The sequence below is a fragment of the Sporosarcina sp. P16b genome (assembly GCF_002743065.1).
Lineage (GTDB): Bacteria > Bacillota > Bacilli > Bacillales_A > Planococcaceae > Sporosarcina.
This window is the reverse complement of sequence record NZ_PDYO01000014.1, coordinates 1-23,432: the sequence shown is the minus strand read 5'-3', so window position 1 is coordinate 23,432 and position 23,432 is coordinate 1. Positions and strand designations below refer to the sequence as shown.

Annotated in this window: 26 protein-coding genes and 1 tRNA gene; 19 read left to right on the top strand and 8 right to left on the bottom strand. The window is 42.3% G+C overall.

Annotated features, from left to right (window positions below):
- Positions 1-163 precede the first annotated feature (163 nt).
- Positions 164-715: an N-acetylmuramoyl-L-alanine amidase gene (locus CSV77_RS13295; protein WP_099673771.1), complete on the bottom strand. Its 552-nt coding sequence runs from the start codon at positions 713-715 to the stop codon at positions 164-166.
- A 204-nt stretch (positions 716-919) separates the two neighbouring features.
- Between CSV77_RS13295 and hprK the strand changes: the two genes are divergently transcribed.
- From hprK to CSV77_RS13235, 12 genes are all read left to right on the top strand, one after another.
- Positions 920-1,870 carry an HPr(Ser) kinase/phosphatase gene (hprK, locus tag CSV77_RS13290; RefSeq protein WP_099630636.1) on the top strand — a complete coding sequence of 317 codons (951 nt, stop codon included), beginning with the start codon at positions 920-922 and terminating at the stop codon, positions 1,868-1,870.
- Positions 1,871-2,686, top strand: a complete 816-nt coding sequence (lgt, locus tag CSV77_RS13285) for a prolipoprotein diacylglyceryl transferase (RefSeq protein WP_233212249.1) — start codon at positions 1,871-1,873, stop codon at positions 2,684-2,686.
- Complete coding sequence (locus tag CSV77_RS13280) at positions 2,676-3,635, top strand: nucleoside recognition domain-containing protein (protein ID WP_099673770.1); 960 nt, start codon at positions 2,676-2,678, stop codon at positions 3,633-3,635. The genes lgt and CSV77_RS13280 overlap by 11 nt, the downstream gene beginning before the upstream one ends.
- A complete protein-coding gene (gene ppaX, locus CSV77_RS13275) occupies positions 3,628-4,284 on the top strand; it encodes a pyrophosphatase PpaX (RefSeq protein WP_099673769.1) in 657 nt (218 codons plus the stop codon). The genes CSV77_RS13280 and ppaX overlap by 8 nt, the downstream gene beginning before the upstream one ends.
- Positions 4,281-4,802, top strand: coding sequence for an acyltransferase (locus CSV77_RS13270; RefSeq protein ID WP_099630639.1), 522 nt, complete (start codon positions 4,281-4,283; stop codon positions 4,800-4,802). The genes ppaX and CSV77_RS13270 overlap by 4 nt, the downstream gene beginning before the upstream one ends.
- An 88-nt stretch (positions 4,803-4,890) precedes the next feature.
- Positions 4,891-6,414, top strand: coding sequence for a tetratricopeptide repeat protein (locus tag CSV77_RS13265; protein ID WP_099673795.1), 1,524 nt, complete (start codon positions 4,891-4,893; stop codon positions 6,412-6,414).
- Between the two features lie 149 nt (positions 6,415-6,563).
- Positions 6,564-7,517: a thioredoxin-disulfide reductase gene (gene trxB, locus CSV77_RS13260; protein ID WP_099673768.1), complete on the top strand. Its 954-nt coding sequence runs from the start codon at positions 6,564-6,566 to the stop codon at positions 7,515-7,517.
- A gap of 204 nt (positions 7,518-7,721) precedes the next feature.
- On the top strand, positions 7,722-8,198 hold the full coding sequence (locus CSV77_RS13255; protein WP_099630641.1) for an 8-oxo-dGTP diphosphatase: 477 nt from the start codon (positions 7,722-7,724) through the stop codon (positions 8,196-8,198).
- Between the two features lie 5 nt (positions 8,199-8,203).
- Positions 8,204-9,091, top strand: coding sequence for an RNase adapter RapZ (gene rapZ, locus CSV77_RS13250; protein ID WP_099630642.1), 888 nt, complete (start codon positions 8,204-8,206; stop codon positions 9,089-9,091).
- 7 nt (positions 9,092-9,098) lie between these two features.
- A complete protein-coding gene (locus CSV77_RS13245) occupies positions 9,099-10,061 on the top strand; it encodes a gluconeogenesis factor YvcK family protein (RefSeq protein WP_233212250.1) in 963 nt (320 codons plus the stop codon).
- 41 nt (positions 10,062-10,102) lie between these two features.
- On the top strand, positions 10,103-11,029 hold the full coding sequence (gene whiA, locus CSV77_RS13240) for a DNA-binding protein WhiA (RefSeq protein ID WP_085131583.1): 927 nt from the start codon (positions 10,103-10,105) through the stop codon (positions 11,027-11,029).
- 48 nt (positions 11,030-11,077) lie between these two features.
- Positions 11,078-11,335 (top strand): HPr family phosphocarrier protein, encoded by a 258-nt coding sequence (locus tag CSV77_RS13235; protein WP_099630643.1) that lies wholly within the window; start codon positions 11,078-11,080, stop codon positions 11,333-11,335.
- A 426-nt stretch (positions 11,336-11,761) separates the two neighbouring features.
- Here the strand turns inward: CSV77_RS13235 and clpP are convergent, their stop codons facing one another.
- Positions 11,762-12,358: an ATP-dependent Clp endopeptidase proteolytic subunit ClpP gene (gene clpP / locus CSV77_RS13225; protein WP_099673766.1), complete on the bottom strand. Its 597-nt coding sequence runs from the start codon at positions 12,356-12,358 to the stop codon at positions 11,762-11,764.
- A gap of 231 nt (positions 12,359-12,589) precedes the next feature.
- Here clpP and CSV77_RS13220 point away from each other — a divergent pair.
- A tRNA-Arg gene (locus CSV77_RS13220) sits at positions 12,590-12,661 on the top strand.
- 413 nt (positions 12,662-13,074) lie between these two features.
- On the top strand, positions 13,075-13,773 hold the full coding sequence (locus CSV77_RS13215; protein WP_099673765.1) for a DUF421 domain-containing protein: 699 nt from the start codon (positions 13,075-13,077) through the stop codon (positions 13,771-13,773).
- Between the two features lie 250 nt (positions 13,774-14,023).
- Here the strand turns inward: CSV77_RS13215 and CSV77_RS13210 are convergent, their stop codons facing one another.
- The 3 genes from CSV77_RS13210 to CSV77_RS13200 all read right to left on the bottom strand — a co-directional run bounded on the left by CSV77_RS13210 (position 14,024) and on the right by CSV77_RS13200 (position 15,982).
- A complete protein-coding gene (locus CSV77_RS13210; protein ID WP_099673764.1) occupies positions 14,024-15,316 on the bottom strand; it encodes an arsenic transporter in 1,293 nt (430 codons plus the stop codon).
- On the bottom strand, positions 15,307-15,621 hold the full coding sequence (locus CSV77_RS13205) for an ArsR/SmtB family transcription factor (RefSeq protein ID WP_099673763.1): 315 nt from the start codon (positions 15,619-15,621) through the stop codon (positions 15,307-15,309). The genes CSV77_RS13210 and CSV77_RS13205 overlap by 10 nt, the downstream gene beginning before the upstream one ends.
- A 148-nt stretch (positions 15,622-15,769) precedes the next feature.
- Positions 15,770-15,982, bottom strand: a complete 213-nt coding sequence (locus CSV77_RS13200) for a YoqH family protein (protein WP_099673762.1) — start codon at positions 15,980-15,982, stop codon at positions 15,770-15,772.
- Between the two features lie 242 nt (positions 15,983-16,224).
- Between CSV77_RS13200 and CSV77_RS13195 the strand changes: the two genes are divergently transcribed.
- Positions 16,225-16,671, top strand: coding sequence for a hypothetical protein (locus CSV77_RS13195; RefSeq protein WP_099630663.1), 447 nt, complete (start codon positions 16,225-16,227; stop codon positions 16,669-16,671).
- A 292-nt stretch (positions 16,672-16,963) separates the two neighbouring features.
- Here the strand turns inward: CSV77_RS13195 and CSV77_RS13190 are convergent, their stop codons facing one another.
- From CSV77_RS13190 to CSV77_RS13180, 3 genes are read right to left on the bottom strand one after another with little or no spacing between them, the layout of a single operon-like run.
- Complete coding sequence (locus tag CSV77_RS13190; RefSeq protein WP_099673761.1) at positions 16,964-17,923, bottom strand: metal ABC transporter solute-binding protein, Zn/Mn family; 960 nt, start codon at positions 17,921-17,923, stop codon at positions 16,964-16,966.
- Positions 17,924-17,980: 57 nt separating this feature from the next.
- Positions 17,981-18,850, bottom strand: coding sequence for a metal ABC transporter permease (locus CSV77_RS13185; RefSeq protein ID WP_099673760.1), 870 nt, complete (start codon positions 18,848-18,850; stop codon positions 17,981-17,983).
- A complete protein-coding gene (locus tag CSV77_RS13180) occupies positions 18,850-19,590 on the bottom strand; it encodes a metal ABC transporter ATP-binding protein (RefSeq protein WP_099673759.1) in 741 nt (246 codons plus the stop codon). The genes CSV77_RS13185 and CSV77_RS13180 overlap by 1 nt, the downstream gene beginning before the upstream one ends.
- A gap of 418 nt (positions 19,591-20,008) precedes the next feature.
- Here CSV77_RS13180 and CSV77_RS13175 point away from each other — a divergent pair, with 418 nt between their 5' ends.
- The 4 genes from CSV77_RS13175 (at position 20,009) to CSV77_RS13150 (ending at position 23,320) form a co-directional block, all read left to right on the top strand.
- Positions 20,009-20,587, top strand: coding sequence for a LemA family protein (locus CSV77_RS13175; RefSeq protein ID WP_099673758.1), 579 nt, complete (start codon positions 20,009-20,011; stop codon positions 20,585-20,587).
- Positions 20,587-21,369 (top strand): TPM domain-containing protein, encoded by a 783-nt coding sequence (locus CSV77_RS17290; protein WP_099673757.1) that lies wholly within the window; start codon positions 20,587-20,589, stop codon positions 21,367-21,369. The genes CSV77_RS13175 and CSV77_RS17290 overlap by 1 nt, the downstream gene beginning before the upstream one ends.
- Before the next feature lie 763 nt (positions 21,370-22,132).
- Entirely contained in the window at positions 22,133-22,363 is a 231-nt protein-coding gene (locus CSV77_RS13155) for a glutaredoxin family protein (protein ID WP_099673754.1), read from the top strand.
- 129 nt (positions 22,364-22,492) lie between these two features.
- On the top strand, positions 22,493-23,320 hold the full coding sequence (locus CSV77_RS13150; protein ID WP_099673753.1) for a sugar-binding domain-containing protein: 828 nt from the start codon (positions 22,493-22,495) through the stop codon (positions 23,318-23,320).
- Positions 23,321-23,432: the final 112 nt, after the last annotated feature.

Sequence of the window (23,432 nt, the reverse complement as noted above, 5' to 3'; positions counted from 1 at the left end):
TTGCGTAGCTGCTCTATGACATCAGCTAACCGCCCTATGACATCAGCTAACCGCCCTATGACACGAGCTAACCGCTCCATCACGGTCTGTAACCGCTCATACCTACGCAATACACGATCAATCACGACTCATATTCGCTCATTGCCTCCCGCATCTCCCCAATTCATCTAACATACTCCCAACACAAAATGCCAAAAGCTATAGCTCGTGCACATTGAAGTTGATACGTTTTGCTTTGCAATAGAGTAGCCTCTGTCTGATTTGACATGAAGCCACACTCAACTAAAATCGCGGGCATGTTGGTGTCACGCAGGACCGCAAAATCGGCCTTCTTCACGCCGCGATCGGGACGTTGGCAAGCAGAAATTAAAGCTTTCTGTACCGCAGAGGCGAGAACTGCGGAACTTTTGCTTGCTTGTGGATACATATACGTTTCAATCCCTTGTGCCGTATTCCAGCCATTGCCGAATGCATTTGCATGGATTGAAACAAAGGCATCCGCTCTCATACGGTTAGCCGAAGCTGTTCGTTCACCTAAAGGTACGTCGTGTGTAGACGCATGCGTATACTTTACTGTCATACCTTCCTTCGTTAAAAACTCTCCGACCAGTACAGCTACTGCTGCATTAAAATCGTACTCACGAAGCTTTCCATCAGGCGTTCTTTTGCCTGGTGTATCTGGCCCGTGACCTGCATCAAGAATGATTAGTGTCAATTCTGTCCACTCTCCTTTATCCTCTATATAGAGAAGACTTTTGAAAAGGATACAAAAAGGGAATATAGATCAAGAAGTAATCCATTTCTTTTCATTTCCTTCATGGTAAAATAGGTTTGAATGATTTGTACATAAGCACAGGAAACGATGATTCGGCAAAAGATTGCCGGAATACGTACATCGTAGCAGAAAGTGAGGAACTTCATGGGTGAATTAACAGTAGAAGATATTATGAATCGATTTGGATTGGAATTGATTGCTGGACACGCAGGCATTCATAAGCAGATCCTAATGAGTGATATTTCACGGCCGGGGCTTGAGATGGCGGGCTATTTTGATTATTATCCTGCCGAACGTGTGCAGTTGATCGGGCGCAAGGAGATGTCTTTCCTTGAAACATTGTCTGCCATTACGCGAAGAAAACGCTTAGAGCGACTTTGCTCGGATGATACGCCGGCTTTCATTATTGCTCATGGCGAGGAAGGTCCAAAAGAATTGAGCCAATTAGCTGAAGAGAAAAACATTCCTGTTCTTCGGACGGATTATAAGACTACACAGTTTTCTGGAATGCTGACGAATTACTTGGTCGGGCAACTCGCTCCGATGACGACAGTTCATGGTGTGCTAGTCGATGTATATGGCGTAGGGGTTTTAATAACAGGTGGTAGCGGGGTAGGTAAGAGTGAGACTGCGTTAGAACTCATCAAAAAAGGGCATAGACTAGTTGCAGATGATTCTGTTGAGATTCGTCAAGTATCCGATAACATCTTAATCGGAACGTCACCGAAACTGTTGAAGCATATGCTAGAGATTCGCGGTGTCGGTATTATCGATTTGATGACGTTATTTGGTGCAAGTTCCGTGAAAGATGATAAGCGTGTATTGTTAGCGGTCGATTTAGAGATTTGGGATGATAAAAAGCATTATGATCGTCTAGGAATTGATGAAGAGAAGGTCGAGATACTCGATTCGCAAATTACGAAATTGTCCGTCCCCGTAAGACCAGGTCGGAATATCGCGGTGATCATTGAAGTAGCGGCAATGGATTATCGCATGAAACGTCTTGGCGTTAATGCTGCAGAGGAATTTACCAAGCGTTTGGATCAAGCAATCGCAGACAATGCAGAACTATTAGAAGAAGAGGAGCGCGACTAAGTGAATGTATCCATGCTAGCGATTAATCCAGTCGCGATCAGTATTGGCAGCCTAGAAGTTCGCTGGTACGGTATTTTGATCGCGCTCGGAATTATTTTAGGATTTATGGTAGTTCAACGAGAAATGCTAAAGCGGGGAATGCACCCCGACTTACTAACGGACATGCTCATTTGGGCGATTCCTATTTCCATCATCAGTGCACGAATTTACTATGTTATTTTCACATGGGATTATTATCGTGATCATCCGGACCAAATCATTCAAATTTGGAATGGCGGGATTGCCATCCACGGTGCCTTAATAGGTGCGGTCATTACAGCGGTGATTTTCTGTAGGAAGCGTGGGGTATCCTTCTGGAAAGTTGCAGATATTACGGCACCTGGTTTATTAATTGGACAAATTATCGGTCGCTGGGGAAATTTTATGAATCAGGAAGCCCATGGTGGACCGGTTTCAGATACGTTTAAGGAAAACACAATAATTCCTGACTGGATTATGAATCAAATGACGATTGAGGGTATAACGTATCATCCGACATTCTTGTATGAGTCGTTATGGAATGTAGTCGGACTCATTTTGATTTTAGTTATCCGAAGAATGCTGAAGATGAAACGAGGCGAAGTTTTCTTATTTTACGTCATTTGGTATTCAATCGGTAGATTCTATATTGAAGGGATGCGGACGGATAGTCTATATGTCATCGGTAGTTTGCGGGCAGCACAATTAGTATCTGTAACAGGAATTGTCGTAGGTCTTGCCATCTTGTTGTATCGTAGATATGTAATGAAAGTGAAAGAGAACTATGATGACAAATAAACATAATATCGCACTATCCAATACATTGAAAAATGGTTTACAAGTGGGATTAAAAACGACATGGTCACTCGGCAAGATCATTTTCCCTATTACTTTGCTTGTAACCATTTTGCAGTTTACACCTATCTTACCTTGGCTTGTGCAATTGGTTGAACCTATTATGCATCTATTTGGCTTGCGTGGTGAAGCAGCTGTGCCCCTCGTGCTTGGTAATGCATTAAACTTATATGCTGGAATTGCGGGCATCATTTCATTGGAATTAACGGTTAAAGAAGTATTCATCATTGCTGTGATGATCAGCTTTGCGCATAATCTGTTCATTGAGACAGCTGTCGCCATAAAAGTAGGCGTTAAACTATGGACAGTGCTTGTCGTTCGACTTGGATTGGCTGTGCTAGCTGGAGTGCTGATTAATATATTCTGGACAGGCGGCAATGAAATCGCGCAATACGGTCTAACGCCGCAAGCGGAAGTTGTGCCAGAAGGCTTTTTGCAGATTTTCATACTTGGACTTGAAAAGTCAACATTTGGTGTCTTGCAGTTGGCATTGATCGTCATTCCATTAATGTTAGTTGTGCAGTATGTGAAAGATCGCAATTACTTAGAGCGTTTTTCTACTGGGTTGGCACCGTTTACAAAAATGATTGGTGTGAAACCCAATGCGTCGATGACACTCGTTGCGGGATTATTGATCGGTTTGGCATACGGTGCAGGTGTCATGATTCAAGCAGTGCAGGAAGATGGCGTATCGAAACGCGATATTACACTGGCCTTCATTTTCTTGATGGCATGCCATGCGGTAATTGAGGATACACTGTTATTCCTGCCACTCGGTATACCGATTTGGCCATTATTGATAATTCGGCTTGTGACCGCCATTGTATTGACGATCACAGTGAGTATTTTATGGAAGCAGCCGAGAGAGAAGGGGGAAGCTGTTATTGACTAATCAACCAATTACTACATTACTATTTGATTTTGACGGAACGCTTGCCGATACAAATGAGTTAATACTCTCATCTTTCCAGTATGTATTGGAAAAACATTTCCCTGGACGTTTCCAGCGAGAAGAGATGTTACCGTTTATCGGACCTACATTACATGATACTTTTTCCTCGATTGCACCGGATAAGACAGAAGAACTGGTAGCAGAATACCGTGAATGGAATCTAGCGCATCACGATGATTATGTAACCGAATTCGAAGGTGTGACAGATACGCTTCGTAAATTATATGATCTAGGCTTGAAGATGGCAGTCGTTTCCACAAAGAAGCGCGATATGGTAGAAAGAGGGATCAACCTTCTAGGCATTGCACCTTATTTTGAGACTGTGATTGGACTGGATGATGTAATCAATCCTAAACCGGATCCAGAGCCGATTTTACTGGCATTGAAACGCCTTGATCGAACAGCAGAAGAGTCACTCATGATTGGGGATAACTTCCACGACATACTCGGAGGACAAAATGCAGGAACACGAACTGCGGCAGTTGCATGGGCACTAAAAGGGGAAGAATATTTGCAGACATTTAAACCCGACTTTATGTTGCAACATATGTCCGACTTACTTAAAATCACCGCGGGAATCAAACTATGAGACGCACGGAACGGCATCCTTCCAAAGGAGATGCAAATTCACTTTGGCATATTTACCGTACAATCTCGATCTTTAAGGTAGCAAAAAATTTCATCGTCATTCAGATTGCGCGGTACACGCCATTTGTTTCGTGGAAAAACGTTCTATATCGATGGTTCTTGCGGATGAAAGTTGGAAAACATACGGCATTTGCGCTAATGGTTGTACCGGATGTCATGTTTCCGGAACGAATCTCTGTCGGTGAAAACTCCATAATTGGGTTTAATACGACGATTTTAGCGCATGAATACTTGATAGACGAATACCGTATTGGAGATGTGGAAATAGGCAATAATGTACTGATTGGAGCCAATACAACGATTTTGCCGGGTGTGAAAATTGGTGATGGTGCCATTGTTTCCGCTGCATCACTCGTCAATAAAGACATTCCGGCCGGTACATTTGCTGGCGGAAATCCAGTGCGTATTATATATACGGCCGAACAAATGGTAGAACGTGCAGCACGTGAAAGCAAATGAATGACGGGCTATGTAGTTGTGCTATACTAGAGGATACATTGCAGGGGGACGTCAAGTGCGTTCCTCTTACTTTTTCGGAGGAGTTCGATTGAAAAACAACCAACGTTTTAAAAAAGATAAAATTATATCATTCCTGCCTGACGGTGATTTTTATCGTAAACGCGCGATGCAAGCTATGCAACGTGAACAATTTTCTGATGCGGAAAAATATTATAAACGTGCACTGGATTTGAATCCAGAAGATGCACTGACACATATGGAATACGGTGTGTTTATTATGGAAGTTGGCCGCTTTGAAGATGCTTATGAACTTCTGCAAACGGCTGATGACCTGGATCCAAACAATGAAGAGACGACATTCTATTTAGCAGAAGTTCACGCACATCTTGGCCTACTGCGTGAAGCGAAGCAGTATGCATTGAAATATGTTGCTATAGCACCGGATGGCGTATTTGTGGAAGAAGCCCATGAAATCTCTGAATTCGCCGATCAAGAAGAAATGTTTGTTGAAGAAGGCGAACAGCTTGATGGGGAAGTCATATTTAGGCAAGAAAAAGCGCGCCGTATGATGGAACAAGGGGACTTTGAAGATGCCATTGACGTGCTTGAAGATTTATTAGTGGATTATCCAAAGACATGGGCTGTCCATAATAATTTGGCGCTTGCGTATTTTTATATAGGTAAAGAAAAACATGCGGAAGATATTCTATACAATGTCTTACGTGAGGAAAAAGGCAATATCCATGCGCTGTGTAACTTGGCAGTGTTCTTTTATTACAATCGGGATGAAGAGCGTCTGAACAGCATGATGGAACTGTTGTCGAAGATTAAACCGTATCAATTCGAACAACGCTATAAATTAGGAGCGACATTTGCGCTGACAGGTCGTTATGAAGAAGCGTATCACTGGCTTCGCAGTCTACAAAAACGCGGATTTGAAGGTGATGTCGGATACTACTTCTGGCTGGCGAATGCTGCATACTTTACAGGTCACCGAAAAGTAGCGGAGCAGGCAAATGAAGCCTTGCTGAAATTGGACCCTACTAAAGAAGGTTTTGAACCATGGAAATCATTGGACGAAGAGGTGGACGTAGATTCTTACGAAGAGGATGTTCCGTTTCTAATTGAAAAGATTTCGAGTCCTTATCGCAGTGAGCGAATGTTCGGCTTATATGTAGTGGGAAAGTCGTCACATTTACAGGAAATCCTTTCGCATCCAGGATATATAGACGTTGAAAAATTGACTGCTGCGGAACAGTTGTTTTTAGCGCATAGCCTGAGTTATTCATTCCAAGTGACGAATCCATTCGAAAAGGCTTTGAAAAAAGCGCTAGCTATTTGCGATCTATTGTATGAAGAGTATAAACCGCTTGATGAGCGAAGTGTACAATTCTTTCAAATGTGGTTTACGTTATGTGAACATGCACTTGAACAGAAATATATGTTCAGTAACGTGCATGCACTTGCTGCTGCGGCAGATTATATGTTCCAATCATCGCATGACAAAAAAGTGACAAAGAAATCTGTAGCAGAAAACTATAACGTATCCGTTTCAACGCTATCCAAGTATATTCAGGAATTGCTTCAATTTCTGCCTTATACAAAAGAATAACTACTTACAGAAGTTGCATTTAAGTTGAAATTCGAGTGTGTTTCTCGTACGATTTTATATAGCGATAGTTTTATCTGCCAGTCAGATGAAATTTTTGACGAAGTGAATAACACCAAATAAGGTGCATATTTTGAAGGAGGAAAACGACTATGACGACGGAAGAAAAGATTTATGACGTAATCATCGTGGGTGCAGGACCAGCAGGTATGACAGCGGCTGTCTATACATCACGAGGAAATATGTCTACATTGATGTTAGAAAGAGGCATGCCAGGCGGTCAAATGGCCAACACAGAAGAGATAGAGAACTATCCTGGATTTGAGAGTATTTTAGGTCCAGATCTCTCCACAAAAATGTTCGATCATGCGAAACGTTTCGGTGCAGAATATGCTTACGGTGACGTAACGAAAATCGAAGACGGCCGCGAATTCAAAACAATTTATGTGGGCGAGAAACAATATAAAGCACGTGCAATCATCTTGGCAACAGGTGCTGAATACCGCAAGATAGGCGTTCCGGGCGAAGAAGAATTGACTGGTCGTGGTGTGAGTTATTGTGCGGTATGTGACGGAGCATTCTTCCGTAATAAAGATATCGTCGTAATTGGCGGCGGTGACTCGGCGGTAGAAGAAGGTTCATACTTAACACGTTTTGCTAACAAGGTAACAATCATCCACCGTCGTGATACATTGCGTGCACAAAAAATCGTACAAGAGCGTGCATTCGCAAATGAGAAGATTGATTTCATTTGGAATTCAACGGTTAAGCAAGTGAATGAAAAGGATGGTAAGATTGGTTCCTTGACGCTCGTCTCAACTGAAGACGGTTCTGAACGCGAAATGGAAACGGAAGGTATGTTCGTTTATATAGGATTGGATCCCATAACAGGGCCTTTCGAAGATCTCGGCATTTTGGATGAAAACGGCTATATCGAAACGAATGATATTATGGAAACAAAAATTCCTGGTATTTTTGCTGCTGGCGATGTGCGGGAGAAATTATTACGCCAAGTCGTGACGGCTACAGGAGACGGCAGTATTGCAGCTCAAGCAGCTCAGAAGTATATTGAAGAGTTGGCGGAAGAAGTAGAAGCAAAGGCATAAACGATCGTTGAAATTGTAACGTGTGTGTAATCGTCTTGCAATATAAGAGAGGGATAATAGAAAAAGAAAGACACCCCCTTTCATAATATAGCAACTTTGTGGCTATTTACGGTATAATCTTCCGTGAATAGCCGTCTTTTTTTTTCGTTTTCAATGAAAGCGTTGTATACTATACATACATACTTGAAAAGTGGGGAACTACATATGCAAAAAATTGCTAACTTGCTCGTGGTGAAAGACGGTCAAGTCCTATTACTAAAGAAGCCGAGGCGTGGATGGTATGTGGCACCGGGAGGGAAAATAGACGAAGGTGAATCGGTCTATGAAGCAGCTCATCGTGAATTTCTCGAAGAAACCGGTGCGCAGGCAATCTCGCCACATGTAAAAGGCATATATACGATGATGATTATGGACGATGAGGGTATAGAATTATTGAACGAATGGTTACTCTTCACATTTGTCGCACATGATTATTCTGGGGAATTGATGAAGACAACTATCGAAGGTGAATTAGAATGGCATCCGCTAGAAAGTTTGCATACACTGCCAATGGCGGAAGGTGATCGCAAGAATTTGCTCTTTGCGGTTAATCAGAAAGGCATGCAGTATGGAACATTCTATTATACAGAGCAATTCCGCCTCTTGCGGGAATCACTTCAACAATCAATGGAAGGTGAATAATATTTATGGATCAACCACAAGTGGTAAATGAATATGAAGTGGTAATTATTACGGGTATGTCAGGTGCAGGTAAGACAGTCGCTATGCAATGCTTTGAAGACATGGGATTCTATTGTATCGACAATTTGCCACCCGAACTATTTGTAACATTCCTCGATTTGATGATGAAGTCGAATAATCAGATGAGACGTATTGCCGCAGTGATGGATACGCGCGGTGGAAGTTTATTTGATTCCATGATTACTGCACTCGAAGGGTTATTCAAGATGGAAGATGTCAAAACCAGCTTATTGTTCTTGGATTCAGATGATGAAGCTCTTGTGAAACGTTATAAAGAAACGCGCAGATCACACCCATTATCTGAAGGTGGCGTGTTACTCGAAGGGATTCGGAAAGAGCGTCATTTGCTGACTGAAATAAAAGGACTTTCACGTTCTATTATTGATACATCGAAATTAAAGCCTAAGCACTTACGGGAAAAAATCACACGGGAGTTTTCTGAAGCAGGCGAGCCGAACTTCACCTTGAATTTTGTATCATTTGGTTTCAAGCATGGGATGCCGATTGATGCAGATGTAGTATTCGACGTACGATTTTTACCGAACCCGTTTTATTTGGAAGAATTACGTCCGTTGACAGGTTTAAATCATGAAGTATCGGATTATGTATTGAAATGGGCGGACACGAAAGAATTAATTGAGAAACTAACGGACTTATTCAAGTTCTTAATTCCACAGTATAAACAAGAAGGAAAAGGTCAGGCAGTCATAGCGTTCGGTTGTACAGGTGGTCAACACCGTTCTGTTACACTCGCTGAATACTTTACAGGCGTTTTTAAAGGCGATTACCCAACACATGTATCGCATCGGGATGTTGAAAAAAGAAAGGGTTGACATGAATATGCAATCCACTATAAAGAAACGCGTTGTTGTGTTCGGAGGCGGTACAGGATTATCTAATATCCTTCGCGGTTTAAAGCGTTATCCAATTGAATTGACAGCTATTGTGACGGTGGCGGATGATGGGGGAAGTTCAGGTCGTTTATTGGACCAGTACAACGTCCCGCCACCTGGAGATATAAGACAGGTTATGGCAGCGCTTTCAGATGTCGAACCTATGATTGAAAAAATGTTCCAGCATCGTTTTGAGGGATCAGATGGATTGAAGGGACATTCTCTTGGGAATTTGATGCTTACGGCCTTAACAACGATTACTGGTGATTTCGCCCGTGCAGTCGAGCAGATGGGTGCTGTTCTGAATATTAAAGGAACCGTATTACCTGCTGCAAATCAGCGAATTACCTTGCATGCAGAGCTTGAAGATGGTTCAATCATTACAGGCGAATCGAAAATTCCTCTCTATGGAAGGAAAATCCGTAACGTTTTCATCACGCCTCAAGATGTAAAACCATTACCGGAAACAGCCGATACGATAAAAAATGCAGATTTAATCGTATTTGGACCGGGAAGCTTGTATACTAGTACTTTGCCAACACTTTTAGTGCAGGACATTCGCGAAGCGATTCTCGAAAGTGCTGCAAAAAAAGTCTATGTTGGTAACTTAACCACACAACGTGGCGAAACGTATCGCTATACTGCTTCTGAGCATGTTCAGGCACTCTATGATCATGCGGGAGCACCGTTTCTTGATGCAGTTCTAGTGAATAATGTAGAAGCGTTCAGACGTATGCATAACCTGGCTGAAAATGAAGAGCCTTGGCTTGTGGAAAATGATTTGGAGTGCCTGCAAGCGCTAGTGCCTGAAGTATTTGTGCAAGAGATCGCGTCTCTTATCGATGGGACGGTTATGCATAAAACAATGGAAGTGTCAGATATGTTGATGCGTTATATAGAGAGAACGTAGAAGGCGGATAGATGTGAAAATCGCCGAAGAGGGGGAATATCATGTCTTTTGCATCCAAAACAAAGAAAGAATTGACGCAGATTGAAACGGATGATTGTTGTACGAAAGCAGAAATTGCGGCATTCATCCGTATGAATGGCGTTATGTCTTTTTCAAATAAACAACTTAGTCTTGACGTTCAAACGGAAAATGCCTCTATTGCGCGTCGTTTGTATTCGAATGTGAAGGCGTTGTATCCATATAAAGTGGAATTGCTTGTACGGAAAAAAATGCGTTTAAAGAAAAACAATGTCTATATTTGCCGGATTCGTGATGGAGCCAAGCACTTACTGGAAGAGTTATCCATTATGACACATGACTTCCAAATGATTAACACGATCGATCCACAGCTAATTGAAAAAGACTGCTGTGCACGCGCATACTTACGGGGAGCTTTCCTGGCAGGAGGTTCCGTTAATAATCCGGAGACGTCTTCTTATCACTTGGAAGTCTTCTCGAGCTATCAAGAACATAGTCAATCACTTGTTGAGTTGATGAACCATTTTCATTTGAACGCAAAATCTATTGAACGCAAAAAAGGATTTATCGCGTATCTAAAAGAAGCAGAAAAAATATCCGATTTTTTGGGCATCATCGGTGCACATGTATCCCTAATGAAGTTTGAGGATGTGCGAATCATGCGAGATATGCGCAACAGTGTGAATCGGCTAGTGAATTGCGAAACCGCTAATCTGAATAAGACGATTGGTGCAGCACAAAGGCAAGTAGAAAATATTAAATTGATTGAGCGCACGATTGGTTTAGATCAATTACCGGAACGTCTACAAGAGATTGCTCAATTACGTGTTACTCATCAAGATGTGACGCTAAAAGAGCTAGGCGAGCTAGTAACCGGTACACCGGTTAGTAAATCGGGTGTCAATCATCGGTTGCGTAAGATTGAAGAAATCGCAGATCGTTTACGGTAAATTATTAGTAGATCCTTCTAAAGAAGAGGAAGAAAAGGAGCACACAATATGGTAGAAAAAACAGTGAAAGTAGGAATTAAACCTGGTTTGCAAGCGAGACAGGCGGCGTTATTTGTGCAGGAGGCCAATAAGTATACGGCTGATATTTATTTGAAGAAGGATAATCGTCAAGTGAATGCAAAGAGTATCATGGGGATTATGAGTTTGGCGATTGCGAAAGGGACGGAGATCACGTTGATTACAGACGGGATTGATGAAGATTTGGCTCTTCAGAATTTGGCTGACATAGTGGAAGAGGAGCAGTAAGTTGAATAGTATGAGAAATGGGTGGCGGTGACCTTGTGAGGTTTCGTCATCTTTTTTTATCTTTTCGCTTAGTAAAGGGAGACGTGGAGAAGTTGTTGGTCTGCGTTCCAGGCGGACGCTTTCCGGAGGGCGTGGCCCGAGCCAAGCGAACAGCGAAGGGTTCGCTTTGCCGTATTTCTGTGTACTCTGCAGAAATTAAGGCACCTGTCCAGGGTCTCGAACTCACGCTGATCCTCTCGGAGTCGCCGCCTTCCACTCCGGCCAACAAGTGTCTCTTTCTGGAGTTAGAGAGCTAGTGCATTTGATTGGTAAAAACCCAACCCAACCCAACCCAACCCAACCCAACCCAAACCAAACCTATATAAAAATACAAAATAAAAAGGTTGTCACGGAAGGCCATTTGGCGTTCCGGACAACCTATAGTGATTATTTCTTTTCGATTTCGCTGCGTTCTAGAACGTGGTCGATTAGGCCGTATTCTTTAGCGCGTTCGGCAGTCATGAAGTTATCGCGGTCTGTGTCTTTTGCAATGACGTCGATTGGCTGACCCGTGCGATCTGAAAGGATTTGGTTTAGTTTTTCACGTAGGTGCAAGATGCGTTTTGCAGCAATTTCGATTTCAGTTGCCTGACCTTGTGCGCCACCTAGTGGTTGGTGAATCATTACTTCTGCGTTTGGCAAAGCGTAACGTTTACCTTCTGTACCAGCTGTTAGCAAGAATGCACCCATAGATGCTGCCATACCTACACAGATTGTGCGGATGTCTGGTTTGATGTATTGCATTGTATCGTAGATTGCCATACCTGCTGTGATACTTCCACCTGGGCTGTTAATGTAAATGGAGATATCTTTTTCTGGATCTTCAGCTTCCAAGAATAGCAGTTGTGCAACGATGGAGTTTGCCACGTTGTCGTCAATGCCGCTCCCCAACATGATAATACGGTCTTTTAATAGACGAGAGTAGATGTCGTACGCTCGCTCACCACGATTTGTTTGTTCAATAACTGTAGGAATTAGATTCAATTAGACTTCCTCCTTTAATCACTTCATAATATTCGTTCGGTTGAAATCATTTCGTATTTCAACTATAACTGTATTTTACCTATTAAGGTCAACAAAGGTCAAATCATTTGCCTTAAAAATACACATTGCTTTTCATTATATTCTACGATATAATGGAAGATGTCTCTTACAGAAGAAAAGCTTTTTTCTGTAGTTGAGTAATTATAGTTAAAGCTTGATACTACACGTTTAGTCCTCGTGGTGCAATGGATAGCACGCAAGCCTCCGAAGCTTGAAATGTGGGTTCGACTCCCGCCGAGGGCATCATAGTGAAGCGTTTGAACAGTTCGCATTTTGCGATTATGCTCAAACGCTTTTTTTATGCTCGAATTTCTATTGCTCTCGGCTTTCTATTCTTATTTTCCCCGTCAGGCACTTCTTTTAAACTTCGTTGCTAAATATCTCTTGGCAATCTTGGGTTTCGTTTGAGAATTCCGCAATCAGAAGATGATCTTTCCTTTGCATAAAATGGGGTAAGTAAACAAACGGACTTTCCTTGTTTAGGTCACTGTGCAAACGGGAAATGCTATCTGTAAGTGCTATAGTTGAAACTACGTTAAATCAACTACCAAGTGAAAAAAATGCTAGGTAAAATAAAGAGAAAAGAGTTGTAGGCAGCTCAGCTCACTAGCTAACTGTTTTTTTGTTAGTTGTGAATAAGTTTGGAGGTGTTTAGGGTGGATTACTTACTGAATGGTAGCAAGCTTGTAATCGGCTTGGTGGCTCTCCTAGTTGTCATAAGATTACTAGGGAAAAAACACTTGAGTCAAATGACACCTTATGATGTGGTGTATCTCCTCGTATTCGGTGGCGTTCTTGAAGAGAGCCTCTATGACGAAAAGATATCCATCCCAATGTTTTTATTTTCGGTTGTGGTGTGGGCAACTGCCATTTATGCCGTGGAGAAAATTGTCACCTTATCTAATCCGTTACGAATATTGATTAAAGGAGAAACAGACAAGTTGATCCATGATGGGAAAATCAATAAAAAATTGATGAAAAAAAACCAATTAGAAATGGAGCAGTTGAGAACGATGCTTCGTATGCAAGGCATTTTTTCGTTGAGAGAAGTACGGGACTTATTTATTGAGCCAGGGGGAGATATTTCAATTAATCAATACGCCAAGTATAAACCCGTGGCTGTTCAGGATATGAACCTGGAGAACCGAGAAGAAGAACCGACCGTCCTACTAATCGATGAGGGACAAATTAAGAAAGAGGTCTTAGACTTTATTGGCAAAACGGAGTCATGGCTTTATGCTGAAATGGAACACATAGGGCATGTGAATCTTCAAAATATATTGTATTGCGAATGGTCAAAAACAGAAGGCTTTTTTATAAAAACATATGCTGACGTTAGTAATAGCCAGAAGTGAAAAATACCACATGAACTACGCTTACTGGAAGAATAAACCAATTAATTTTCATAACAGAAATTCTAGAAGTCATTTCAGAAGATTCATTATAGATAATACAGTTGTCATCGTTGCACCTGAATTACCATCTAATTATTGCTTATAAGGATTCGATCAATATATATAGGCCCCACACAGTGAGAAAAGAGGTTATCTCACCGAGTGGGGCCTATATTAATCAAGTATATTTCCTGTCTAACTGACAACCGATTTAAGAAACTGAAAGCCACCACCATAGCCCTGTCAACGTAATGAGGAGAGTAGGCACAGTCAATACAATACCCACTTTGAAATAATATCCCCAAGAGATCCGTATGCCTTTTAACGACAGCACATGCAACCACAGTAATGTGGCGAGCGAACCGATCGGTGTCATCTTCGGACCTAAATCAGACCCGATTACATTGGCATAAATCAACGCTTCCCGCACATTGGGCGGAACCGCAGCATCCTGGATCGCTAGCGCATCTATCATCACAGTCGGCAAATTATTCATGAACGATGACAGGATTGCCGCAATAAACCCCATGCCAATCGTAGCGGCATACAAGCCATGGCTCGATGTCCACTCGATCAACGCGGTCAGAACAGACGTCAATCCTGCATTGCGCAAGCCATAGACGACTACGTACATCCCGATGGAAAAGAACACAATAGCCCATGGAGCACCTTTGATTACCGTTTTAGTCTGCACCGCTTCGCTCGTTCTCGCAATTAGCAAGAACATAATCGCAATGGAACCGGCGATGAAGGAGACGGGTAAACCTAATGATTCACTTATAAAGTAGCCGATCAGTAATAAACCGAGCACTATCCATGAAATGCTGAACAGTTTATGGTCGCGTATCGCGCTCGCAGGTGTACGCAACAACTTTTCATCGAAACGTTTCGGTATAGATTTACGGAAATACATATACAACACGAGAATACTTGTCCCAAGACTGAAGAAGTTCGGGATAATCATACGGCTTGCGTATTCAGCGAAACCAATACCGAAGAAGTCGGCAGAGACGATATTCACGAGATTACTGACGACAAGTGGCAAGGAAGTAGTATCCGCAATGAATCCTGAGGCCATGACAAAGGGGAGAATCATTTTCTCTTTGAAATTAAGTGCACGCACCATCGCTAGGACAATGGGAGTAAGTATCAATGCAGCTCCATCATTCGCGAATAAAGCCGATACACCAGCGCCAAGTAGGATGACTAGTAAAAACATGCGCACGCCGCTGCCTTTGGCGAAGCGCGCCATATGTAATGCGGACCACTCGAAAAATCCGATTTCATCAAGGATCAATGAAATGATGATCAGTGCGACGAACGTCAATGTAGCATTCCATACGATAGACGTTACGTCGATGACATCAGTAAAACTGACGACACCCGCAAGTAGAGCGAGAACTGCACCGACGATGGCAGACCAGCCGATGGATAGGTTGCGTGGTTGCCAAATGACCAAGATCAGTGTAAGAAGAAATATTAAGGAAGCCAGTATTATTTGCATGGGTTCTCCTCCTTGCTACATTCAATAGTAGGAACCGGCAATAATTTCAATAGTTCCAGTAATAAGAAGTAGTGGGGATGGGAACGATTAAGTGACCAATATACCCAGCGTCCACGTCGTTCATTCAGCACAATTTTATCGCTTTTTAGTCTGTGCATATGCTGACTGATTGCGGGTTGTGATACGTCTAGTACAGTATTCAAATCACAAATGCATAAAGGTTTTTGCTCCAATGCTTTCAGTAATTGTAATCGGGATTGATCTCCAATGGTTTTTAAGTAACGTTCCATTTGTTTAGGATTCATAAAATACTCCTTTCATTATAAGTATCTATATCATATAAGTTAGGGCTTATATGTTCAATGCTTTTAGACAAACAAAATAGGAAGCCACAGGGGAGTAACGGGTTCGGTTGTTGGGGAGGAAAGTCCAATTACCAACGTGAATAACAGGTTAATCAGCATGAACACTTAGACTTGTTCGTTCATCAGTAGACTTTCTTTCAATAGTATAAATCCGTGCTACTCCTCTGGCATTTTTAGGTACGTTTTTTGTTGATTTAAGTATTGCTGAACAAGGTGGCAACTCTTCAATTTTATTCACAGGGTGTATTTGTGAAGGTAGAATAACTGAAACGGTAACTAGACTAAGAAGCATTTTTTTCATTTCTGATTCTCCTTAGATTTGTTTAGTATCATTAAAAAACATTAAGTGAAGTTCATGCCAGTGGTAAAAAGATAACCCTGAGGTTCAATTATTACTATCAAACTACTAACAACTACAACTAAAGACTGGTATTTAGTTGTAGTTGTTACTCCTTTAAGCCTCTTTGTTTTTTTTAATAGTGTAGTAAAATAATACAGTAAAACAATTTGATTACAATACTAATATATTAAGGAGATGGAGAAATGAAATTGCTTAAGAGAAAATTTTTACTTACAGGTACTGCCGCACTAATGATGTTTAGCTTATCTTTAGCGCCAGTCAATTTGACAAAGGACAGCAATGGTATTCAGTTAGTTACCAGTAAAGCTGAAGCTTCAAGTTGGATTTACGTCGATACCAAAAAAAGAAGCACAAAGGCTAATGACATATTAGCTAAAGGCGGAATTGCAGCACTAGGTTCATTATTGGCTATTCCACTTCCATACACTGCACCTCTCTCTGCATTCGCAACAGTAATTATAAGTGAGAATATGAAAACAGCTTACTTTATTGATAAACGATCTATGCGTATGGCTGGTCACGTTTTCCAAGTTAAACACGAAATTCAAATGTATAGTGATTCAAGTTATAAAAAGAAAAAAGGTAAGCCAATTACCATCATACATAACGATATCGGTGGTCCTAAATAAACAAAGCGATGGAAAAAAGAGGGGGCAGAAAACGCCCCCTCTCCTATCCAAACCGGCTGCCGCAAACATCCCACGTTTCAACTCCTAAAATTCCTCCCGCTGTTGCTTCAGCCTTGCCTTTCGTCTATAAAAACCCTTTAAACGTTGATATAACAACAAAAACAGGGACACCAATTCATATGCGAATTATGTCCCCAATCAGTATGTTGTTTACTATTTTCTCCCTGTGTTCCGAACCCGTTAACAGGGTAGTTTGGCTTCCTTTTTGTCTCAAGTTGATAAATCGTGCTAATTATCGTTCTTTGCTTAACTCATCGTGGATGAGATTCATATTGTAGTTCAAGTATTTTATATACGTATCGATTGCGTCACCAGGGTTACCAATTTCGTCAGAGTAGATGGGCTTTTCAGCAATTGGAACACCAGTCTCTGCAGAAACAGTTTCCATCGGGCGTGTATCTACGTTAGATTCCACGAATAATACAGGCACGTTATGTTCTTGGATATAGTGAATGAGCTCTTTGATTTGTTTAGGAGAACCATTCTCTTCCGTATCGATTTCCCAGATAAACGCTTCTTTTAAGCCATAGTGGTCACTCAAGTATTGGAAAGCACGTTCACTTGTTACGAGCACACGATTTTCTTCAGGTATCGTAGAAATGCGCTCCGCAAATTCATCATCTAATTCTTGTAGACGTTGTACGTACGCATCGCCTTGCTCTCGAATTTTTTCACTTTCTGTCTGGTGTCTTTCAATCAATGCGTCACGCATAGCTTCTGCCATTTTCACACCAACAGCTGGATCGATAAACGCGTGTGGGTTGATTTCCTCGTCAGTCCCGTCTTTTCCACCAATATACTTAGGTTCTACTTCCTCGGTTAAGCTATAGATGTTTTCGTCTTTCTGACCAACGGAATCCATCATTTTGAAGAACCAGCCTTTTTCTCCGCCTTCAAGATTTAAACCGTTGTAGAATAATACGTCTGCATCGGTTGCGGCTTTGATATCATTTGGCAAAGGCTCATATTCATGAGGGTCCGTTCCGGTTGGCACTAAATTATATACCTCCACGTAGTCCCCACCGATTTCGCGTGCCATATCCGCAATGATGGTAAATGAAGTAACGACTTTCAGCTTGTCGTCTGTTTCCGCTGCTTTGTCACCAGCGTTCGTACCTTTTTCATTCCCACATGCGGCTAACAGAAATACAGCGAGCAATGACAGTGTTAGCCATTTTGCTAAGTTCTTCATGTATTACATTCTACTCCTTTATGAATACTAATTTTTTCTGTCGGGACGGTTAGTCGCTTAGTTGGTTGCGCCTGTAATCGATTTACGTTTAAACTTCTTGCGGAACATACCAACGACAATTCCTTGTTTAGGTGAGAATAAAAATGCCAACATGAAGATGGCTGTCGCTGTCAAGGCAATCACGGGCCCCGATGGCATATTGTACAAAAAGCTGAAATACAGTCCAGTGATGGATGACAGGGCACCGAAAAATGCTGCCAATACGACCATGACCGATAGTCGATTGGTTAACAGATACGCTGTAGAAGCTGGTGTAATCAATAAAGATACAACGAGGATCACCCCGACAGTCTGTAGGGAAGCGACTGTAACCAGTGTGAGTAAAAACATAATCGCGTAGTGAATCAAACGTGTTTTTAAACCGTAAGCTGCAGCCATCGTCTCGTCGAAACTGGAAACGAGTAGTTCTTTAAAGAACAGAATGACTACCAAAATCACAATGGCACCGACGATCAATGTCAGCCACATATCGGAACTGCGGACAGACAACACGTTACCGAATAAAATTTGCGTCAAGTCTGTCGCACTTTTAGCTTGTGTGATTAAAATAATCCCAAGAGCGAAAAACGCTGAAAAGACAATGCCAATCGAAGAGTCATTCTTGATTCGACTATTTTGGGATATGGCACCGATACTGAATGCTGTAAGAACACCCGTAAACACTGCGCCGTAGAAATAGCTAATTCCAAGCATATACGAAATGGCAACACCCGGTAGAACTGCGTGGGAAATCGCATCGCCCATCAATGCCATGCCCCGAAGGACGATGAAACTACCAATAATCCCACAAATGATGCCAACCATGATCGACGTAATCAATGCTTTTTGTAAGAAGCCGTACGTCAGTAAGTCTTGAATAAATTCCATTACATAGAAACCTCCAAGCCGTCGATCATAAATTCACGGTTATATGCTTTCGCCATATTGCTTGATTGGAATACCTTATTCGTTGGACCTGCATCAATTAACTCTTTGTTAATAAGAATTAGCCCATCAAAATATTTCTTCACTTTTGACAAGTCGTGGTGAACTACGAAAATCACTTTGCCATTCGCTTGCATTTCACGCAAAATCCCAATAATGATTTCTTCACTCGATACGTCAATCCCCACGAAAGGCTCATCGAGAAAGAAATAATCCGCCTTTTGGGCTAGTGCACGTGCAAGGAACACTCGCTGTTGCTGCCCGCCTGATAATTCACCAATTTGGCGATTGGCAAAGCTCTCCATTCCTACTTGCCTTAAACATTCCATTGCCCACTCTTTATCCGCTTTACGTGGACGTCTGAGCAAGCCGATTTTTGGATAGGTTCCAAGCAAAACCGTATCTTTTACAACGATAGGGAAGTTCCAGTCAATATTGGAACGCTGAGGAACATAGGCAATTTTCTTACGCATGGAATCCACCGTCTCGCTACCGATCTTTACATCTCCGTGATCTTTATGGATTAAGCCAAGCATCGCTTTCATCAATGTAGATTTACCCGCACCATTCGGCCCGAGAACACCAATCAAACTTCCGGATCCAAATGAAAATGAAACGTCTTTTACGACTTCATGGCCGTCATACGAAACACTTATATTATTGACTGTTATCGGATGTATCATCCAGTTTCCTCCTCTTTTCTTTCCCTGGTGCAACTTTCAGATAAAAGGAATACAACTTTTATTTTAGTTAAGAAGCAGTATAGTTTTTTTTATAGGTAATAATATAAAACAATAGTTTCCCTTATGCAACTCTAATGCATGGTTGGTACTATATTGTTTCCTTCGTACAACTTTTATTAGTATAGCCTACTCAAAATTGTCTGTAAAGTAGTTTAGAAAAATATTCTTGCCGATTTTATCTAAAAGCATAAATGATTGATTAGATGCATCATATTGTATGTAGTTTATGCTTATATATAGGAAGTAAATGGGGCATAGACCTAACCAATAACTTTTAAAATATCGCGACAGGAAGTTTGGTGAGTGAAAGAAGTAGGGTAAGTACATACTAATGAAATGATGAGAGGAGTAGTGATGTATGAAGAAAATAGCTGGCCCGCTTATAGCCATTATAGTGTTATTAATCATCGCAGCGATTATGATCGTTCCTTCTTACAACAAGTTAGTAAACTTGGAAGAAGACGTCGACCAGTCGTATGCACAGATTGAAACGCAATTACAACGTAGAGTAGATTTAATCCCGAACTTAGTGAATACGGTGAAAGGATATGCCTCACATGAAAAAGAGGTGCTTGAAAACATTGCGAACGCACGTAGTAAAATGGCCGGCGCACGAGGTCCTGAAGAACAAGCAGCGGCAGATTCAGAACTATCGAGCGCATTGAGTCGTTTATTAGTAGTGGTGGAAAATTATCCAGATTTAAAAGCGAACCAAAATTTCCAACAGCTAATGGATGAATTAGCAGGCACGGAAAATCGTATCGCTGTGGCACGTAAAGATTATAACGACGTCGTGTCTGTCTTCAATAGAACCGTTAAACGATTCCCAGGTAAAATCGTGGCTTCGATCTTTGGATTCGATGAAAAAGAATACTTCAAAGCGGTCGAAGGGGCGCAACAACCGCCATCAGTCGATTTTGGGGATGACGTGAAGTGATGAACCGCGTCTGCATGTTCCTCGTAGCGCTACTAGTGGCCCTTACTGGTACTACGACGGTTCATGCGATTACAGAAGTAGTAGTCGACGATGCGAATATTTTATCACCCGCTCAAGAAGCGGAAATAGAAGAGTATGGCATTCGCTTGCAAGCGGCTACGAAAGCAGAACTTGCTGTTCGTACAGTGTATTCCCTAGAAGGTGAACCTGTAGAGGATTATGCCCTACGCTTGCTTCGTGAATTGCAATTAGGCGATAAAGAAATGGACAATGGCGCATTACTTGTCGTTTCCACAGAGAAAAATGAAGCGGCAGGTATTGAGCGCAAATTTTATTTAACGACCGGCTACGGTTTGGAAGGAGCACTTCCTGACGGGAAAGTCGGACGTTATATTGATGAACTCGCGATGCCCTATTTAAGGCAAGAACAACCAGACCTTGCGATTATGGAAGTATACAAAGCATTCTATAATGAAATAGCGGCGGAATACGGACTTGAAGGTGATGAGTTGCCAATCGCATACCCCGAACAAGGTGAAGAAGACGTTGGCATTCCATCGTTTGTTATAGTGATCATCGTTCTCTACATTATCTTCCGCGTCTTTTTTGGCGGTGGAGGAAGAGGCGGTGGTGGCGGTCCACGTGGTCGATCTAGCGTCGGACCGATATACTTCCCTGGCTCCGGTGGTGGCGGCTTCGGAGGTGGAAGTGGCGGCGGAGGCTTTGGTGGCTTCGGCGGCGGTGGTTCCGGTGGTGGTGGCGGAGCAGGCCGAAGTTGGTAATAGCTTGCTTCTCAGGAAGTGACGATAACTCGATTCGTGAGTGATCGTCACTTTTTTTTATGTCCGTGGCGCGCGCTCAATGATGCACGCTATCCGCTCTATGTGCCCCTGCAAGTGCTCTATACGAAGCGTTATTCGCTCAATGAATTTCCACGAGCGCTCTATGCGTAGCGTTACCCGCTCAATGAAGCCTTGCATCCGCTCTATGTCCGCGGTCCGACACTTTATATTCTCACATTCTATCGCCGCGCCATCTAGTTTTGGCATTTGCAGTGCGCGCCGCTCAATGTAGCACGCTATCTGCTCTATGTGATTCGGCAAGCGCTCTATGCGTAACGTTATCCGCTCAATCGCAATTCGCATTTGCTCATAGTTTCCCGTTACCCGCTCAATGAAGCCTTGCATCCGCTCTATGTCCGCGGTCCGACACTTTATATTCTCACATTCTATCCGCCGCGCCATCTAGTTTTGGCATTTGCGGTGCGCGCCGCTCAATGTAGCACGCTATCCGCTCTATGTGCCCCTGCAAGTGCTCTATGCGTAACGTTATTCGCTCAATCGCAATTCGCATTCGCTCATAGTTTCCCGTTACCCGCTCAATGAAGCCTTGCATCCGCTCAATGCCCGCGGCCCTATACCTTATATTCCTACATTCTATCCGCCGCGCCATCCCACCCAACCCAGCCACCACCCCAAAAAAGTCAAATCCCTAGAAATATAAACAGTTTCATGTAATCATAAATAAAAACGAGGTGACCGACATATGAAAATTCAATTTTACACGAAACCTAATTGTGGGCTGTGCGAAGAAGCGGAACAAATGCTTCGTTTGGTCGCGGAAGATCATTCACTCGAGTGGCAGAGGATTAATATAGAGGAAGATGACGAAATTCATGAGAAATATATGTTGATGATTCCAGTTGTTGAGCACGAGGGACAAGTGGTGGCCTATGGAAATATCGGCTATATCGATATTTTGGAATTAATTGAATAATGTAAACGCTTTCTTGTTGTGTTTCATTTCTGAATATGCTATACTTCATGTATAGTATTTTTTTACACTAGGTGGGACATTATTAATCAACCGGGATCAAATACAACCCACTTGAAAAGAGTGATGTGAGTGAACTTATCATTTTATGAAGCGCAACTCGCACTTATACCTGAACTTCCACTGTTGATCGAGCAACGCTATCATATGTTGAAACTGATCAAAGCGTCGGGCCCTGTTGGCAGAAGAACGCTTAGCTCTGTCTCTGGTTATTCCGAGAGGGAAACGCGTACGATGCTCGATTTATTGAAAGAGCAGGAATTGGTGCATATTGCGAAAGAAGGCGTGTCAACTACGGAAAAAGGTATAGAAGTGCTCTTTGCATTGCATGATACGATGGAGGAAAGATCGGGCAGACGACAACTTGCGAATGAGTTGGCGGAGCGCCTTGGCATTCTAAAAGTACATGTAGTGGAAGGGAATTCCGATGACTCACCCCTGACGAAAAAACTACTCGGTATGCAAGCAGCAAAACAATTCCGCTCGCGTATTACAGGTAATGAAATTGTCGCAGTAACTGGCGGCAGTTCAGTAGCCGCGATTCCATCGTTTATGCAGCAAGATGAGTTGCCAGATGTGCAATTCATCGCAGCAAGAGGTGGCGTGGGGGAAGAAATTGGGTTACAGGCGAATATGATTGCTGCTTCGTTTGCAGAAGCGTGTCATGCAACGTATAAAGCGTTTTATTATCCAGATACTCTTAGTGAAGAAGCACATGCGGTATTCCAGCATGAGCCCGCTGCGAAAGAGATGCTGGAGTTATATAGTCGCACCGACTGCGTGATCCATGGTGTTGGGAATGCGACGAAAATGGCTGTATTGCGAAACTCTCCTGAAGAGGAGCAGCAGATTCTACGGGATCGACAGGCTAAGGGAGATAAAATGTACCCTATACGATAGACACTTTGAAAAAAGTCTATCCTATGGGGTACTTTTGTTTATAATTAAGAAAAAAGATGTGGGAGCGGATAAATATGACTGAACGATTGTTTACCACAAGAGAACAAGAACA